Source organism: Streptomyces sp. DSM 40868, from assembly GCF_011820545.1.
In the GTDB taxonomy this organism is placed as follows: Bacteria; Actinomycetota; Actinomycetes; order Streptomycetales; family Streptomycetaceae; genus Streptomyces; species Streptomyces eurythermus.
Genome location: NZ_CP050504.1, coordinates 47,960 through 63,301 on the forward strand (window position 1 = coordinate 47,960; position 15,342 = coordinate 63,301).

Genomic DNA, 15,342 nt, shown 5'->3' on the forward strand with positions numbered 1-15,342 from the left:
CCGCGGGCGCGGGGAGCAGTCGGCGCTGTCGACGATGATGCGCAGGCCGACGGGACCATCCCCGCGGGCGCGGGGAGCAGTTCGACTACTCCACCACATTCGGCCTCCCCTCGGGACCATCCCCGCGGGCGCGGGGAGCAGTTCACCACCGGCGTCGGCCCGGCCACCGGGGTGGGACCATTCCCGCGGGCGCGAGGAGCAGAAGCGGGCCGCGAGCGCCCAGACGTTGCCGAAGGGACCATCCCCGCAGGCGCGGGAAGCAGTTGAATAGCTCCCCACTGTAGGCCACGCTGAGGGGACCATCCCCGCAGGCGCAGGGAGCAGGACCCAGTGTTCGACGCCCAGGTCAGTGAGGCGGGACCATCCCCGCGGGCGCAGGGAGCAGTGCGGTCAAGATGTCGCCGTACACGTCGGCCCAAGACCATCCCCGCGGGCGCGGGGAGCAGTTGCCGTGCTCCAGGATCGCCACCCTGTGGGCGGGACCATCCCCGTGGACGCGGGGAGCAGGCGTCTAGCAGCGCGAAGGCGTTGCGCGGGCCGGGACCATCCCCGCGGGCGCGGGGAGCAGAGGCCGGCGGTGCAGCGGGCGTCGCGGATGCGGGGACTGGCTTTGGAACAGGGCTGCCCGGACGCCGGACGTACGGTACCGCAGGCGGGCGTCAACACCCCGGGCGTTCCCGCCTCGAGCAGCAGTTCCCCGCCGCGACGGCGTCGACGTACGGGACGACGGAGGCAGGGGTCGCGCAGCACGACGGCGCGGCCCGGGACTGGGGCGGCGACCGAGCCGGACGAGGAGACGGCCGAGCCGAGAGAGACAGCGCGGTGACCGACGGCGGGGTGAGCGGGGTCGGGGCCGTGACCGCGCACGACGACGAAAGGGACGACGGGGCGGCGGCCGGGCGGACGTGGAAGGGCGGCACCCGGAACAAGGCCCGGCGGCCGGTAGTCCAGGCCTCGCACTCGGTGGAGGAGCAACTCGGCCGTGCCACCGCTCCACGGGCCGACGGCGTGCAGCGGTGATATGACGCGGTACGAGAAGTGCATGGGGCTGGACAGGTCGTCGAGGCTGGCCGCGCGACCACGGGCCGGGTGTCGCGGATCCGGCCCGTGGTCAACGGCACGGCCGGGTCGTCAACGGCACGGCCGGGTCGTCGACGGCGTACTCTGCGGAGTCGGCCACGAAGGCGGTGCACCACGCCGAGCAGCAGGCCGGGGTTGCCTTCGGCGGCGGCCGTGATCTCGTCGCGCGCCCGGGGGTCGAGGGCGCCCGGCGCGGCGTCGTCCAGCAGGGCGGCGGTGTCCGCCGTCGACAGCGGGGCGAGGCGGAGCAGCGGCAGTCCGGCGAACTCCGGGTTCACCGGCCGGTGTCCGGCCACGGTGAGCACCAGGGAGACTCCGTCGCCCGGGGAGAGACGCGCGGCCAGCCGGCCGAGGGCGGTCCGGGAGGCGGCGTCCCACAGGTCGGCGTCGTCGGCGGGCACTCCGGCCGCCCGGCACGGCGCCCGGAGACAGGCCAGTGGCTGTCGGCAGCGCTCGGGAAGGGCGGGCACGACGACGGCGGGACCGGCGGCGCGGGCCACCCGGGCGAGGATGGTCGAGCCGCCGCCGCCGGGCTCACCGGTCAGGACGCACGCGCCGCTATCGCGCAGCCGCTCCCCCAGCGCCGCGACCGGGCCGGGCCGGTACCGCCCCGCGCCGGTCCCCGGAGTCGTCTGTCCGCTCATTCCCGAAACCTTACTGACGCGTAAGGACGGGCGGAAGCCGTACGTCCGCGCCCCTCGGGCCGGCCCTGTTCTCCCGGAGCTACGGCGAGGTGACGAGCAGCGCCGCCCGGCGGGCCCCGGCCCCGCTGTTCCGGACCCACACCAACTCCTTCTCGTACGGTTGCCCGATCCTCTTCCCGGGCGCATCCCCCGCGAGAGCTACCGGAGTTGTCCATGTGCGGGTGACTCGCGGACGGCGCCGGACTCCTAGCGTGGTTGTCAGGTCGCAGCCTGTGCGACCGCGGCAGGGGAGGCCACGATGAGTACAACGTCCACCGCACGGCAGGACGCCGGAGGCCCCGGCCCGGACACGGGCCCCGACGGTCCCGACGCTCGCGGCGGCCGTCTCGGCCGGATCGTCCGTTCTCCGCTCGGCTGGATGCTGACGGGTCTGATCGGCGTCGGCGTGGTCTCGGGCCTGACCGCCACGGGTCCCGGTCCGGTTCCGGTGCTCGGCGCGGTGGCGGCGGTGGCCGTGTACTGGCTGGTCATGCGCCATGTCGCGCGACGCTCGACGCCGGAGACGGCCCGGCGGGGAGCCGGCCGGGAGGCGCTGCTGGGCGGCGCGATCGGCCTCGGCTTCGTTCTGGTGTCCGTCTCGCTGATCACGGCGTTCGGAGGCTACTCGTTCTCCTGGGCGGGCCATGGCTTCATGGCGGTCGTCTGGTCCGCGGTCATGGTGCAGATCGGCACCGCGGTCACCGAGGAGCTGTTGTTCCGCGGTCTCGCGCTGCAGGCTCTGGAGCAGTTGTGGGGCAGCCGGGCCGCCATCGTGATCACCGGGCTGTTCTTCGGCATCGCCCATCTGGGCACTCCGGGCGCCAGTGCGTGGAGTGCGGTGGCGATCGCTTCGGAGGCGGGCGTGATGCTCGGCGCCGCGTTCCTGTGGCGGCGTAACATCTGGTTCGTCGCGGGTCTGCACTTCGCCTGGAACACCACCGAGCAACTGCTCGGCATCCCGGTCTCCGGGCACACCTCCGAGGGCCTGTTCACCGCCGACGTGCATGGCTCCGCTGTGCTGACCGGCGGTGGCTTCGGCCTGGAGGCGGCGCTGGTGCCCGTCGTCCTCGGTGTGCTGCTCGCCGTCCGCATGTTCGTCCTCGCCCGCCGCGGCGGGCGGCTGCTGCCCCGTCGATCCGCATGACACTTCAGGCCGACTGACCGGAGGAAACAGTAGTGATGTCCCCTCAGGCGCAGTGGAGCCGTGCGCGGCTCCGGGCGCCGCTCGACTGGTGGGAGGAGCGGGACGCCTTCCTCAAGGACGGCGTCCTCGCCCTGGTGCTGGCCTCGTTGGCCTTCGTGCCGACCCTGTCCAACATCGGAGCGCAGATCGGGGATCTGCCCGAGCGGCCGGCGAGCGCGCTGAGCGTCGGGCTGGTCCTGGCCCAGACCCTGCCGCTGGCGGCCCGCCGGCGCTGGCCCGCGGGCTGTCTGGCTGTCGCCGCGGGCGCGTTCGCCGCGTACCAGGCGCTGGGCTTCGCGACGACGTTCGGGAGCCTGGGGCTGTATCTGGCCCTGTACTCGGCCGGAGCCCACCAGGTCCGCTTCCGCCGTGGTCTGGCGGGCGTGGTCAGTGCGGGCTATGCCGTGCTGGCCCTCGTCCTGGACCGCCTCGGCTCACCGCAGGGCATCGCGGACTATCTCGCGTTCTATCTGGCCCTGGCCGCGTTCTGGACAGCAGGGAGCATCGTGCGCACACGGCGGGCGGAACAGACGCAGCGGCGGCGGCTGGCCGCCGAAGTGGCCACGGCCGCGGAGCGGGCACGCATCGCCAGGGAGCTGCACGACGTGGTCACCCATCATGTGACGGCCATGGTGGTCCAGGCGGACGCGGCGCAGTTCCTGCTCGCCTCCGCACCGGACAAGGCCGGCGAGGGGCTGTCGGCCGTCAGCGACACCGGCCGTCGGGCGCTGACAGAGCTGCGGTACCTGCTCGGCGTGCTGGAGGCGACCGGCGAGTCGGCGTCCGCGGACCCGGCGCGCGGGGACCGGGCACCCACCCTGGGACGGCTCGGGGACCTGGTCGAACAGGCCCGCAGGTCGGGGCAGCCGGTCGAGTTCAGCGAACAGGGCGAGCGGCGAGCGCAGTCCGTGGACGTGGAGCTGGCCGTGTACCGGGTGGTGCAAGAGGCGCTCACCAATGCGATGAAGTACGCCGCCGGGCAGACGACACGGGTCCTGGTCCGGCACGGCGAGGAGCGCGTCGAGATCAAGGTGACCACCGACGGACCCACCGCCTCCCCGGCGGCCGCGCCTGCCGTGCGCAAGCCGGACCCCGCGGGTGGGCGCGGACTGGCGGGGCTGCGCGCACGGGCGCGGTTGGTCGGTGGTGAACTGGAGGCCGGACCCCGGCCCGAAGGCGGGTTCGAGGTCCACGCCACCATTCCGTCCAAGCCTCTATCGGAGTGACCCCGTGAGAGATGCGCTGCCACCGATCCGTGTGCTCGTCTGCGACGACCAGGCACTGGTGCGCACCGGCTACGTCACCATCTTCTCGGCCCAGCCCGACATGGAGGTCGTCGGGGAGGCCGAGAACGGGCACGAGGCGGTCCGGGCCGCCGAGCGCCTGCGTCCCGACGTGGTGGTGATGGACATCCGGATGCCCCTGCTCGGCGGCATCGAGGCGACCCGGCAACTGGCCGGTCCCGACGCCGAGGCACCGCCGAAGGTGCTGGTCGTCACCACCTTCAACGTCGACGCGTATGTCTACGACGCGCTGCGTGCCGGGGCCAGCGGCTTCCTCCTCAAGGACGCGCCCCCGGCGGAGCTGGTCAACGGCATTCGGACGGTCGCCGGGGGCGAGGCCCTGCTGGCCCCCGCCGTCACCCGCCACCTCATCGGCCGCTTCGCCGAACACCTGCGCCCGGCCGATACGTCCCGGCCGGCCAGGGAGGACGTGGTACGTGCACTGACCCCGCGCGAGCTGGAGGTGCTCCGGCAGATCGCCGAGGGGCTGTCGAACGCGGAGATCGCCGCGAAGCTCTTCATCACCCCGGAGACGGTCAAGACCTACGTGTCGAGGATCCTGGCCAAACTCGGCCTGCGTGACCGGGTCCAGGCCGTCGTCCTCGCCTACCGGGTCGGGCTGGTGTCCTCCACCGGCTGAATCCGCGCTCGTTGGCCTGGACACCGAGGTGGGTACGACGCACGCCGACTGGCCGGGCTCTTGCGGCCGGCCGGCACGGCCGAACCGACCGGAGCCTCGCGCGGGCGGCGCGGGCCGCGCCGCCGGACGACACGACGGCCGCCCCACTCCGCCCGGCTCCGGGCCCACCTCCCACCGTTTCTGCTGCACCACACCAGCATGATCGGCTTGTCTTCCAAATCTCAACACCCACCTGGCCACCGGGCAGAAGCGGTACGAGGCCGACCACGACTGGCTCACCACTGTCCGTCTCCCGCCCTACGCACCTGACCTCAATCCCATCGAGGCCGTCTGGTCGCTGGTATGGCTTTATTCACGAGTAGTGCCGTCGGTTGTTCACGGGTTTGGGAGGCACCCAGATCCACGGTCGGGTGATGTTTACGAGTTTTGACAGCACTGGGGCACTTGCCAGGGCAGCATCGGGATGCTCCTGGTGAAAGGTCCTGGTCATGCCGCAGATGTCCAAGGTCGAGCTGTACGCGGCGATCCGGCGTGATCACCGTGCTGGCATGAAGATGCGCGAGCTTGAGCGCAAGTACAGCGTGTCGTGGCGGACCGTGAAGAAGGCCGTGGACTCGGTCTGGCCGGAGCCCCGGAAGAAGCTGCCGCCGCGGCCGACGGCGTTGGATCCGTACAAGCCGGTGATCGACGAGATGCTGCGGACGGACCTCGACGCGCCGCGCAAGCAGCGGCATACGATCACGCGGATCTTCCACCGGCTCGTCGAGGAGCACGGCGCTGATGTGTCCTACCAGATGGTCCGGCGCTACGTCTCCGACCGGTAGCCGGAGATCCTGGCGGCCTTGGGTAAGGCCCCGGTGGAAGCGTTCGTGTCGCAGACTCACCTGCCGGGTCACGAGGCGGAGGTCGATTTCGGCGAGGTGACCGTGCGCCTGGCCGGCGAGCTGGTGACCTGCTACCTGTTCTCGCTCCGCCCGTCCTACTCGGGCAAGGCCGTGCACCGGGTCTTCGCCTCCTGCGGCCAGGAAGCCTTCTTCGAAGGGCACGTGCACGCGCTTCGCACGCTGGGCGGTGTCCCGCGAAGCAAGATCCGCTACGACAACCTGAAGTCGGCCGTCGCCCAGGTGCTGGGACTGAACCGGGCCCGGGTGGGAACCGACCGGTGGATCGCCTTCCGCTCGCACTTCAACATCGAGAGCTTCTACTGCCGCCCCGGCGTCGAAGGCGTCCACGAGAAGGGCGGCGTCGAAGGAATGATCGGCTACTTCCGCCGCAACCACTTCACCCCGGTCCCGGAAGTCGACTGCCTCGCCGAGCTGAACGAGATGGTCGACCAGTGGGACCTGCACGACGGGCACCGCAGGATCGGTTCACGGCCGCGGACCGTCGACGAGTACTTCGCCGTCGAGCAGCCGCTGCTGATGCCGCTGCCGCGGGAACCCTTCGAGACCGGCCGGCTGTTCACGCCACGAGTCGACCGCTACAGCCAGATCGCCGTCCGCACCAACCGCTACTCGGTCCCGACCCGCCTCATCGGTAAGCGGGTACGCGTTGTCCTGCACGCCTCTCACCTGGTCGTTTAAGACAGGAACGTTGAGGTGGCCCGGCACGAGCGGCTGATCGCGAAGGGCAGCTGCCGCCTGGACTTGGACCACTACCTCGAAGCCCTCATCCGCAAGCCCGGCGCCTTCCCCGGTGCCACGGCCCTGGAACAGGCCGGTCCGAAGGCAAGTTCACCCCCGTCCACGACGCCTGGTGGGCCCAGGCCCGCAAGATCCACGGCGAGCGGGACGGCACCCGGGCACTGATCGAAGTCCTCCTACTGAACCGCCACCTCGCCCACGAGCATGTCGTCGCGGGCCTGGCCACCTGCACTGCGGGCCGGCGCCCTGACCGCCGACGCCGTTGCCCTGGAGGCCCGCAAAGCCGCCCAGACGGAGGACGAGCCAACCATCGGCTCATCCATCCCGGCGGCTCCGGGGCAGACGCCGGCGACCGTCACGTCGCTGCACGCGTGGCGCCTTACGCACCTCCCGCCGGACACCAGGCCGCTGCCGTCGGTGACCCCCTATGACCAACTGCTCCGACGCCGCCGCACCAGCGGCAGCGACCACCGTGAGGGAGAAGCACAGTGACCCTGCCCCGCCAGCGAGGCTTGACCGAGCAGGCCGCCGACGCCGCCATCGACACCGCCTGCCGCCTGCTGCGGCTGCCCTCGATCCGCAACGAGTTCAACGAGATCGCCGACCGGGCGATCAAGGACCAGATGACCTACCGCGGCTTCCTCGCCGAACTGCTAACGACGGAGTGCGACGACCGAGCACGACGCCGTTCAGAACGACGGATCAAGGCCGCAGGCTTCCCGCGGGAGAAGTCCCTGCGCGCCTTCGACTTCGACGCCAACCCGAACATCGGCGCAGCCACCGTCCACACCCTCGCCAGCTGCGAATGGCTCAAGAAGAGTCAGCCGCTCTGCCTGATCGGTGACTCCGGGACCGGCAAGACACACATGCTCATCGCCCTGGGCACCGAGGCGGCGATGAAGGGCTACCGCGTCCGATACACACTCGCCACGAAGCTGGTGAACGAGCTGGTCGAGGCCGCCGACGAGAAGCAGCTCAACAAGACCATCGCCCGCTACGGACGCGTCGACCTGCTCTGCATCGACGAACTCGGCTACATGGAACTCGACTGGCACGGCGCCGAACTCCTCTTCCAGGTCCTGACCGAACGCGAGGAGAAGAACAGCGTCGCGATAGCCTCCAACGAGTCCTTCGGCGGCTGGACCAAGACCTTCACCGACCCGCGTCTCTGCGCGGCCATCGTCGACCGCCTCACCTTCAACGGCACGATCATCGAGACCGGCACCGACTCCTACCGCCTCGCCAGCACCCGCGCACGAGCCGAAGAGCCAGTCAAAGCCAGCTGACCCCTGCATCTCCCACGCCGATGGACCGCCGCCTCGCTGGCGGCGGTTCCGCCTATGCTGGCGGCGCGCGAAACAGCAGCAACAGCACTGGTCAGACGCCTTCAGACCGACCAAGGGCCTCGTCGAGCTCGGTACAGTGTGCGATCGTCGCGTCGTCCGCCGCCACCGTGTGGCGTGCCTCCGCCTGCCGGACCCGATGGATGATTTCGACGGGTCCGCTCGACGCCAAGACGGCCATGACCCCTGGCCAGTCCGCGAGCTGGAACCGATCCACGATGCGGCTGGCTCCATTGCTGAGCAGGACGGCACCGGTCAGCTCGGAGACCGGACAGCTCCCGGTGATCGCCTCCTCTGCCGCCCACGGGTCGTCCTTGGCCACCCAGAAGCCGCCCGGCTGGTTTCGGTTGGCGCGCAAGTCCCGCAGGATTCGGTGGTACTCTTCGCTCCCTTCGGCGACGGGCTCGAGCGCGGCTTGGTACGACCGGCTGATGATCACCTCCCTGGGATCGGAGACGACAAGCGGCCCACCAGCTGCTTTGTCGAGCACGAGAACCGAGTCACCGAGGACCAGGTACTCGATGAGGCCGCCGGACAGCCGCAGGATGGCTACGGTTGCTGACGGACTGATAGGGTTGGCGACGTCGCAGGTACCCCGGTGAATGTCCGTCACCTGCTTGATGGCCTCGGCGAGGAGCGCCGCGAGGCTGTGGTCCCGCTCGCGTGACAGGAGGCTGAGTAGGCTGCCTCCCAGGTGGCTGGCGTACCAGGCCACGCCGTGCCGGCAGATCGATTCGGTGCCGGCGATGCCGGCGCCGTCGATTAGCACGACTCCCGTCGGTACAGCGCCGGTGAAGTCCTCGTTCGCGTGGCCAGTCCGTGCCGCAGCGCTCGTCATCGTCACCCGCATGCCCTGCCGCTGCCCTCCTGCTGATTGAGGCGTCGACCATACAACCGCCGATGCCTTGGGGCGCACACAGCACGTTCAGCCATATCGTTTGGGCACGTTGACCTGCACGCCGACACGCCAAGCCGCAGTGCCGTCATTTCTCGTGAACACCCACCGCGACGCCGAGCACCAACTGCTGCTGAAACAGATCGACAAACGCTGTCGCTGGAAGTGAACGAAGCCAGCGGCCACTCTGCTCGGATAGAGGCGCCATAAACGTCTGCGGGGAGCAGGACACACCGCGCAACGCGGCGGAGGCCAAGGGGGAACCATCCCCGCGCGCGGGAAGTCAGGGGCCACCCAGCGCGCCGGCGATCCAGGGCCAGGGACCATCCCCGCGGGCGCGGGGAGCAGCAGCCGGACACGGGCGGCCGGGCGCCGACCGCGGGACCATCCCCGCAGGCGCGGGGAGCAGGTCTCCGTCGACCTGGACGACGTTGACGTGGAGGGCCCCCCGGAGCGCGGGGAGCAGCCCGGGTACGACACTGGGGCCGCGGCCTTCGTGGGGCCATCCCCGCGGGCGCGGGGAGCAACAGGTACTCCACAGCCTTCTGCGTCCAGTCCGCGGGACCATCCCCGCGGACGCGGGGAGCACCAGTCCAGGAACACCGGCGGCTCATTGGGCACGGGACCATCCCCGCGGGCGCGGAGAGCAGCCCGTGCCGGGATTCCTCCCGACGAGCGAAACGGAGCCATCCCCGCGGGCGCGGGGAGCAGTACGCTCCCGACCGGGAGCTGGCCCGGCAACTGGGAGCGGGGAGCAGAAGGCGCACGCTTAGGGAGCGGGAGAGCGCAGGGGACCATCCCCGCGGGCGCGGGGAGCAGCCGCCGCGCCGCCGGGCCCGGAACTTCGGAGCGGGACCATCCCCGCGGACGCGAGCAGTTGTCCCTGCCCGGGAAGGCCGGCGGGGTCGGCGGACCATCCCCGCGGACGCGGGGAGCAGCGGTGCGCACAGCGGTACCCCCTCTTCACGTCGGGACCATACCCGCGGGCGCGGGGAGCAGCTGGTGGTGTCCTCGCTGTGGACGCCGTCGGAGGGACCATCCCCGCGGGCGCGGGGAGCAGGGGAGGCTGACCTCCAGCTCGAACCCTGTCCCGGGACCATCCCCGCGGGCGCGGGGAGCAGAGCCACTTCGTCAGGCCACCGTTGGGGAGTTCGGGACCATCCCCGCGGGCGCGGGGAGCAGAAGGCCGGACCGGACTGGGTCGGGACCAAGCAGGGACCATCCCCGCGGGCGCGGGGAGCAGGCATCCTCGCGGTTGGTCAGTGCGGTGATCCGGGGACCATCCCCGCGGGCGCGGGGAGCAGTACCGCGATCACCGGATTCCAGCGCCGGCGTCGGGACCATCCCCGCGGGCGCGGGGAGCAGCACGGCGCGTTGCGATGGACTGGACCTCGATGGGGACCATCCCCGCGGGCGCGGGGAGCAGCCGCCTTGCACAAGGCCGCCGCCCATCAGCTCGGGACCATCCCCGCGGGCGCGGGGAGCAGTCTTCGTCGCCCGGCCGCTGGCCCGGGACCTGGGGACCATCCCCGCGGGCGCGGGGAGCAGCGGTTGACGGCCGCGAGGCCGGCGGCCGACTGGGGACCATCCCCGCGGGCGCGGGGAGCAGGCCCGCCGCGTCCTCCGCCGGCGTGCCGCCCAGGGACCATCCCCGCGGGCGCGGGGAGCAGTGGGCCGGGCGGCAGGGGTCCGGGTTGGTGACGGGACCATCCCCGCGGGCGCGGGGAGCAGGCTGGTGACCGCAGTGACCGACGGCTCGTTGCGGGACCATCCCCGCGGGCGCGGGGAGCAGGAGCCGTCCGCCAAGCTGATGGCCAGCCACCGGGGACCATCCCCGCGGGCGCGGGGAGCAGCATGACCGATCCAACGACTGGGATGTCAAGAAGGGACCATCCCCGCGGGCGCGGGGAGCAGTTCTTCGAGCAGGGGCAGGACCCGAGCACGGGGGGACCATCCCCGCGGGCGCGGGGAGCAGCCAGCGCGGTCCACGACCAGCGGGAGCGGGGCGGGACCATCCCCGCGGGCGCGGGGAGCAGTCCATGAAGATCGGACCGGCCGGGGCCACGTCGGGACCATCCCCGCGGGCGCGGGGAGCAGTCCTTGGTGGTTGGGGTTGCGGTGTGCGGGGGGGGACCATCCCCGCGGGCGCGGGGAGCAGCGGTGGTTCGGGTCGAGGGCGTCACGGCGGATGGGACCATCCCCGCGGGCGCGGGGAGCAGGGCCTTGGCCCGGTCTTCGGGCGTTGGGAGGGAGGACCATCCCCGCGGGCGCGGGGAGCAGACCGCGCCGATTCCGCCGGCGGCGGCTCCCACGGGACCATCCCCGCGGGCGCGGGGAGCAGCTTCAGCCTGAGCCAGCGCAGATCCAGGCGGGGGGACCATCCCCGCGGGCGCGGGGAGCAGTTCAGCCCGGTCACCGAGATCGCCACCATCGTGGGGACCATCCCCGCGGGCGCGGGGAGCAGACTGAATGACCTGCGGTTTTACTGGCGCTGGGGGCGGTTGCCGAGTACTTTCTCCGACTCCGACAAATGAGACAAAAGACTTCCGGTGTGCATCAGCCTCTCCCGAACCGTCGGCGTTTGGCGGCCCTGCTCCAGCCGGATGGCGGGCCGTTTCGGGGAGACGGAGCGGTGGGGGGTGCGTTCGGGTCGGGGCGGCGGATCAGGGTGATGCCTTCGTGGTCGGCCGGATGCCAGGCGTGGTCGTGGGTGCGGAAGGTGAAGCCCTGCTCGTTGTTCGTGGTGTGGGCCAGCAGGGCTCGGCCTTGCCCCGCGTACTGCTGGATCTCGTTCCAGAGCACGTCGCGGATGCGGGCCGAGGGGTTGCCCACGAACACGCCCGCGGAGATCTCCAGCATCCAGCGTGTGAGGAAGCCGCGCAGTCCGGCGGGGCAGTTGGTGAGAACGATGACGGTCACCAGAGTTCGTCCCCGTAGTCGGGCCCGTCGTAGTTGACGCCGGAGGCGACCTGGTGGTTGTGGTCGCTGTGGAGCGTGACGACGTCCCGGTCATCACCGGGATCCGAGGGTGTGGTCGTCTGCGGTAGCAGGAGGCGTTTGATGTCGTCGACGCACCGGCTCAGCAAGGATGTTTCGGTGATGCGGTCCCGCAGTGCGCGGCGGGTGCGGGAGCCGACGTCTTCCTCGCCTTGTGCGGCCACGTCGAAGGCGAGCGGGATGCCGATCTCTGTCTTGTAGAGGTCGGCGATGTCCAGGACGAAGGACAGTTCGTGGCCGGAGTGGATGAAACCGAGGGCCGGGCTGCATCCCAGGGAGGTGACGACGGCATGGGCGATGCCGTACATGCACTGGGCGGCGGCGGTGATGGCCTGGTTGACGGCGTCGCCGCCGGCGAAGTCGCCGGGGGTGTAGCGGCGGCCCCGCCAGGGGACGCCGGTGCGGGCGGCCTGGGCCCGGTAGCAGTCCTTGAGCCGTCGCCCTTCACGTCCGAGGAGTTCGTGCCTGGTGAGGCCGGCCGGGTCCTCGTCCGGGAAACGCAGCCGGTACATCTCGCGGGCCACGGCGAGGCGGCTGCGCGGGTTGGCCCACTGCCGGGCCTGGGCCTCCACGAGGGCGGAGGAGCGGCTGAGGGCGCGGCCGGAGGCGTAGTAGCGCACGCCGTGTTCGCCGACCCAGCAGACTGCCGCGCCTGTCTCGCCCAGCACGCTCATGGCCTGGTGGGTGACGCGTGTGCCGGGGCCGAGGAGGAGGGTGCCGATGGTCGCGGAGGGGATGTGGGTGGTGCCTTCGGCGTCCTGGGCGGTGATGGCGTTGGCGTCGCGGTGGACCGTGCAGCGTTCGAGGTAGACGAAGGAGAGGCGTTCGTCGGTGCGGGTGAGCTGGCGAGGAGTGAGTGCCGGGCGTTGGGCGGGTGTGCTCATGGCGTTTTCGGGGTGAGGGGGGCGAGGGTGAGGAGGCCGCAGCCGTAGGCGCGGGCTCGGCCGATGCCCTGGGTGAGGGTGCGGCGCAGGGCGTCGGGGTCGGTGATCTCCAGGCGTCCTTCGAAGGTGACGGTGACGACGGTGACCGGCTTGTCCCGGCGGCCGCCCGGGCTGCGGGTCTTGTCGAAGGCGAGGGAACGTGTGTCCCGTACGGTCAGTTCGTAGCGGTCGCCGGGGTGGGGGCGTTTTTGGTGGGTGGTGCCCTCGGGCAGGAGCCGGCTCTCGGCGGGTTTCTCGCAGATGCGGAAGCCGAGGCGTTGCTGGCGTTTTTCGTCGAGCAGCCAGCCCATCTGGTGGATGGGTGTGAGGTGGGCGGTGATCTTGCGGGGTTCGCCTTCTGTGCGGCGGATGGTGTGTACGGGGTTCGCGGTCAGGCGGAAGGCCCAGCGGTCACCGGCGGTCAGCCGGTCGAGGAGGGGGGCATAGGGACGGGTCTGCCAGCCGGGGTTGTCGGGGCCGGTGACGGCGGGCCATCCGGCCTGCTCGACCAGGTGGGTCAGGTCGGGGCGCTCGGGGCTGACGATGTACAGCAGTACCTCGGCGCGGGCGTGCTGGTCCAGGCGCCACAGCACGCGCGGTGCGCCGGGCTGCGGGGTGTCGGAGGGCAGGATGTGCGGGAAGGACGACATGACGGCGGCGTGCATGGCCTGGGGTGAGGACAGCAGGCGGCGGGCGCCGGGCCGTGCGGTGTTGACGCGGAAGCGGGTGAGGAACATCAGGCGCTGTCATCCTCCAGGGCAGCGAGGGCGGCGAACGGATCGTGTGTCGCCCGCGGGCCGCCGCCGGCCGGGGCGGGGGTGGGCACGGGGGTGGTGGCGATGGTGCGCAGTGTGTGCCGCCGGTGTGCGGCGTCGAAGCTGACCGGCTGGTCGCGCAGGACGTCCGCCGCTGCGACGGATTCGCCGGGGGCCGTCTCGCGCAGCACGGTCAGGGTGCGCGGGGTGGGGTGGCGCCTTTGGTACCAGGCGGAGGCCTGCCAGGGCACGCGCGTCAGTACGTCCTCCAGGCTGGTGTCCTCGTGCAGTGCGAGGCCGACCGGTTCGGTGGGCGGGCAGGAGCGCCGTCCGAGGTAGGGCGGGTACGCCGGGGTGCGCAGGGCGTCGTGCAGGCCGGTGAGCAGGGTGTGGTCGCCTTCGAGTGCGGCGACGAAGACGGCGTCGGCGAGGTAGAAGCGTTCGGACAGGGGCATGGAGGCGCCGGTGATGCCGTGGTGGGCGGTGTGGAAGTCCCTGATGCGGGTGCCGGGCTGGTCGACGCGGACGCCGAAGCGGAGCGCCGCCAGGGGGGCGAGCCGTGTGTCGTCGCCGCGTTCGATGCCGGCGGCCGCGGCGAGCAGGCCGACGACGCCGCTCTTGGTCGGGGCCGATTCGGTGGTGCGCCGGGTGAAGCGGGAGGCGGCGCCCCAGGACTGCAGGGGGCCCGCCAGGCGGAGGGCGAGGACGCCCGTGCGGCTCATGCGGGCTTCTCCAGGCGTTCGACGACGGCCCGGGCGACGGCGGCGGCGAGTTCGCGCTGCGTGCCGGTCTCGGTGCCGAGCTCGGCGAGCTTGAGCGTGGCGGGGCCGACACGCAGGACCCAGGTAAGGGTGGTCTCCGGGTCGCCGTAGACACGTTCGACGTCGGCGGCGTAGGCGGCGAGCCGGTCGGCGGCCTCGCGCAGGTGGCCGCCGTTGCTGCGGACCGGGTCCTCGAAGGCGGCGACGTAGCTGATCGGCCGGGTGGTGCGCAGCCTGACGACGACGGCGTCGGGCTGGGTGTGGTGCCCGAAGGTGTTGATCTTCCCGGTGGGCAGGGAGGAGACGAAGGCGAGCACGAACGCCTCGACGGCGCGGCGTACCGGCTCGGTACGCGGTTCGTCCTCGCGCAGGCCCTGGCCGAGGTTGGCGGCGAGCTGATGCACACCGAGCGCGGCGTAGCGGTAGAGGGTCGCGGAGTTGAAGTCGACGGTGCCGATCATCCCGGCGCCGGTCTCCTCGTCCGTGTTCTCGTCGTCCACGGCGGTGTAGTAGTCGGACTCGTTGTCCACCCGGTGGACGCTCAGGGCGTGCGCGACCTGCACGGCGGCGTCGACGTTGATGTCGGCGACATCGGCGACCATGCGGCCGAACAGGGCGATGTCCACGGAGTGGCGCATGTCCGCGAGTTCCCTGGCGCGCGCCTTGTTCTCCTTGGACTTCACAAACGCGGTGATGTCGGCTGCGCCTTCGAGGGCGTGGCGGGCCAGGCCGTCGAGTTGCCGGGAGCTGAGGAAGACCAGGTACTTGCTCTCGGGGGCGGGGAGGGGCCCTGCGTCCTTCTTCGCCTGGTCGGCTTTCCGCTTGGGGACTTCGGTCTTGATGCCCGCGGCCCTGATGGTCTCGTCAGCGAGCGTGATGGCCGTCTCTCGTGCGACGGACGGGTCGAAGGCGGTGATCCGGTCGGCCAGGAGTTCCACGACCTTCTTGGTCCGCACCCCCAGCTCGGCGGGGTCGAGGAGGTGCTCGTCCTTGAAGTAGGTGCGGATGGCCCGCTTCCAGGCCTGGCTGGAGACACGGGCGCGGGGGACACCGCCGTAGACGGCCGTCTTGGGCGCGCCCGTGTCGTCCCGGTTGAGGTTGCTGGGCGGGACGGTCTGCAGGGCGTGTACGTCCAGGAAAATGCGGTTCACGAGGC

The 15,342-nt window shown here is 71.6% G+C and carries 12 protein-coding genes, 1 pseudogene and 1 CRISPR repeat array; of the genes and pseudogenes, 6 read left to right on the forward strand and 7 right to left on the reverse strand.

All coding sequences use genetic code 11. The features are described from left to right. Positions 1 to 659: 659 nt before the first annotated feature. The gene (locus tag HB370_RS00230; protein ID WP_167512923.1) at positions 660 to 1,724 is read right to left on the reverse strand and encodes a hypothetical protein; all 1,065 of its coding nucleotides are present in this window, start codon (positions 1,722 to 1,724) and stop codon (positions 660 to 662) included. 298 nt (positions 1,725 to 2,022) lie between these two features. Between HB370_RS00230 and HB370_RS00235 the strand changes: the two genes are divergently transcribed. The 6 genes and pseudogenes from HB370_RS00235 to istB all read left to right on the forward strand — a co-directional run bounded on the left by HB370_RS00235 (position 2,023) and on the right by istB (position 7,798). Next, on the forward strand, positions 2,023 to 2,907 hold the full coding sequence (locus tag HB370_RS00235) for a CPBP family intramembrane glutamic endopeptidase (RefSeq protein ID WP_030793521.1): 885 nt from the start codon (positions 2,023 to 2,025) through the stop codon (positions 2,905 to 2,907). A 35-nt stretch (positions 2,908 to 2,942) separates the two neighbouring features. Then, positions 2,943 to 4,172, forward strand: coding sequence for a histidine kinase (locus HB370_RS00240; protein ID WP_030793524.1), 1,230 nt, complete (start codon positions 2,943 to 2,945; stop codon positions 4,170 to 4,172). 4 nt (positions 4,173 to 4,176) lie between these two features. After that, the gene (locus HB370_RS00245) at positions 4,177 to 4,869 is read left to right on the forward strand and encodes a response regulator transcription factor (protein ID WP_030793526.1); all 693 of its coding nucleotides are present in this window, start codon (positions 4,177 to 4,179) and stop codon (positions 4,867 to 4,869) included. 232 nt (positions 4,870 to 5,101) lie between these two features. Then, positions 5,102 to 5,299 (forward strand): transposase, encoded by a 198-nt coding sequence (locus HB370_RS41515; protein ID WP_078637806.1) that lies wholly within the window; start codon positions 5,102 to 5,104, stop codon positions 5,297 to 5,299. Between the two features lie 67 nt (positions 5,300 to 5,366). Continuing rightward, positions 5,367 to 7,004: pseudogene (istA, locus tag HB370_RS00255) on the forward strand (IS21 family transposase). Beyond that, complete coding sequence (gene istB, locus HB370_RS00260; RefSeq protein WP_030793529.1) at positions 7,001 to 7,798, forward strand: IS21-like element helper ATPase IstB; 798 nt, start codon at positions 7,001 to 7,003, stop codon at positions 7,796 to 7,798. The pseudogene istA and the gene istB overlap by 4 nt, the downstream one beginning before the upstream one ends. A gap of 91 nt (positions 7,799 to 7,889) precedes the next feature. Here the strand turns inward: istB and HB370_RS00265 are convergent, their stop codons facing one another. The 6 genes from HB370_RS00265 to cas7e all read right to left on the reverse strand — a co-directional run bounded on the left by HB370_RS00265 (position 7,890) and on the right by cas7e (position 15,337). Continuing rightward, the gene (locus HB370_RS00265) at positions 7,890 to 8,705 is read right to left on the reverse strand and encodes a protein phosphatase 2C domain-containing protein (protein ID WP_030793531.1); all 816 of its coding nucleotides are present in this window, start codon (positions 8,703 to 8,705) and stop codon (positions 7,890 to 7,892) included. 835 nt (positions 8,706 to 9,540) lie between these two features. Next, a CRISPR array of direct repeats spans positions 9,541 to 11,214; the repeat unit is 29 nt; unit sequence GGGACCATCCCCGCGGGCGCGGGGAGCAG. 92 nt (positions 11,215 to 11,306) lie between these two features. Next, positions 11,307 to 11,669: a type I-E CRISPR-associated endoribonuclease Cas2e gene (cas2e, locus tag HB370_RS00270; protein WP_030793533.1), complete on the reverse strand. Its 363-nt coding sequence runs from the start codon at positions 11,667 to 11,669 to the stop codon at positions 11,307 to 11,309. Next, positions 11,666 to 12,631: a type I-E CRISPR-associated endonuclease Cas1e gene (cas1e, locus tag HB370_RS00275; RefSeq protein WP_030793535.1), complete on the reverse strand. Its 966-nt coding sequence runs from the start codon at positions 12,629 to 12,631 to the stop codon at positions 11,666 to 11,668. The genes cas2e and cas1e overlap by 4 nt, the downstream gene beginning before the upstream one ends. Then, on the reverse strand, positions 12,628 to 13,407 hold the full coding sequence (gene cas6e / locus HB370_RS00280) for a type I-E CRISPR-associated protein Cas6/Cse3/CasE (RefSeq protein ID WP_030793537.1): 780 nt from the start codon (positions 13,405 to 13,407) through the stop codon (positions 12,628 to 12,630). The genes cas1e and cas6e overlap by 4 nt, the downstream gene beginning before the upstream one ends. Continuing rightward, positions 13,407 to 14,147, reverse strand: a complete 741-nt coding sequence (gene cas5e, locus HB370_RS00285) for a type I-E CRISPR-associated protein Cas5/CasD (protein ID WP_030793539.1) — start codon at positions 14,145 to 14,147, stop codon at positions 13,407 to 13,409. The genes cas6e and cas5e overlap by 1 nt, the downstream gene beginning before the upstream one ends. Then, positions 14,144 to 15,337, reverse strand: coding sequence for a type I-E CRISPR-associated protein Cas7/Cse4/CasC (cas7e, locus tag HB370_RS00290; protein ID WP_030793542.1), 1,194 nt, complete (start codon positions 15,335 to 15,337; stop codon positions 14,144 to 14,146). The genes cas5e and cas7e overlap by 4 nt, the downstream gene beginning before the upstream one ends. Positions 15,338 to 15,342: the final 5 nt, after the last annotated feature.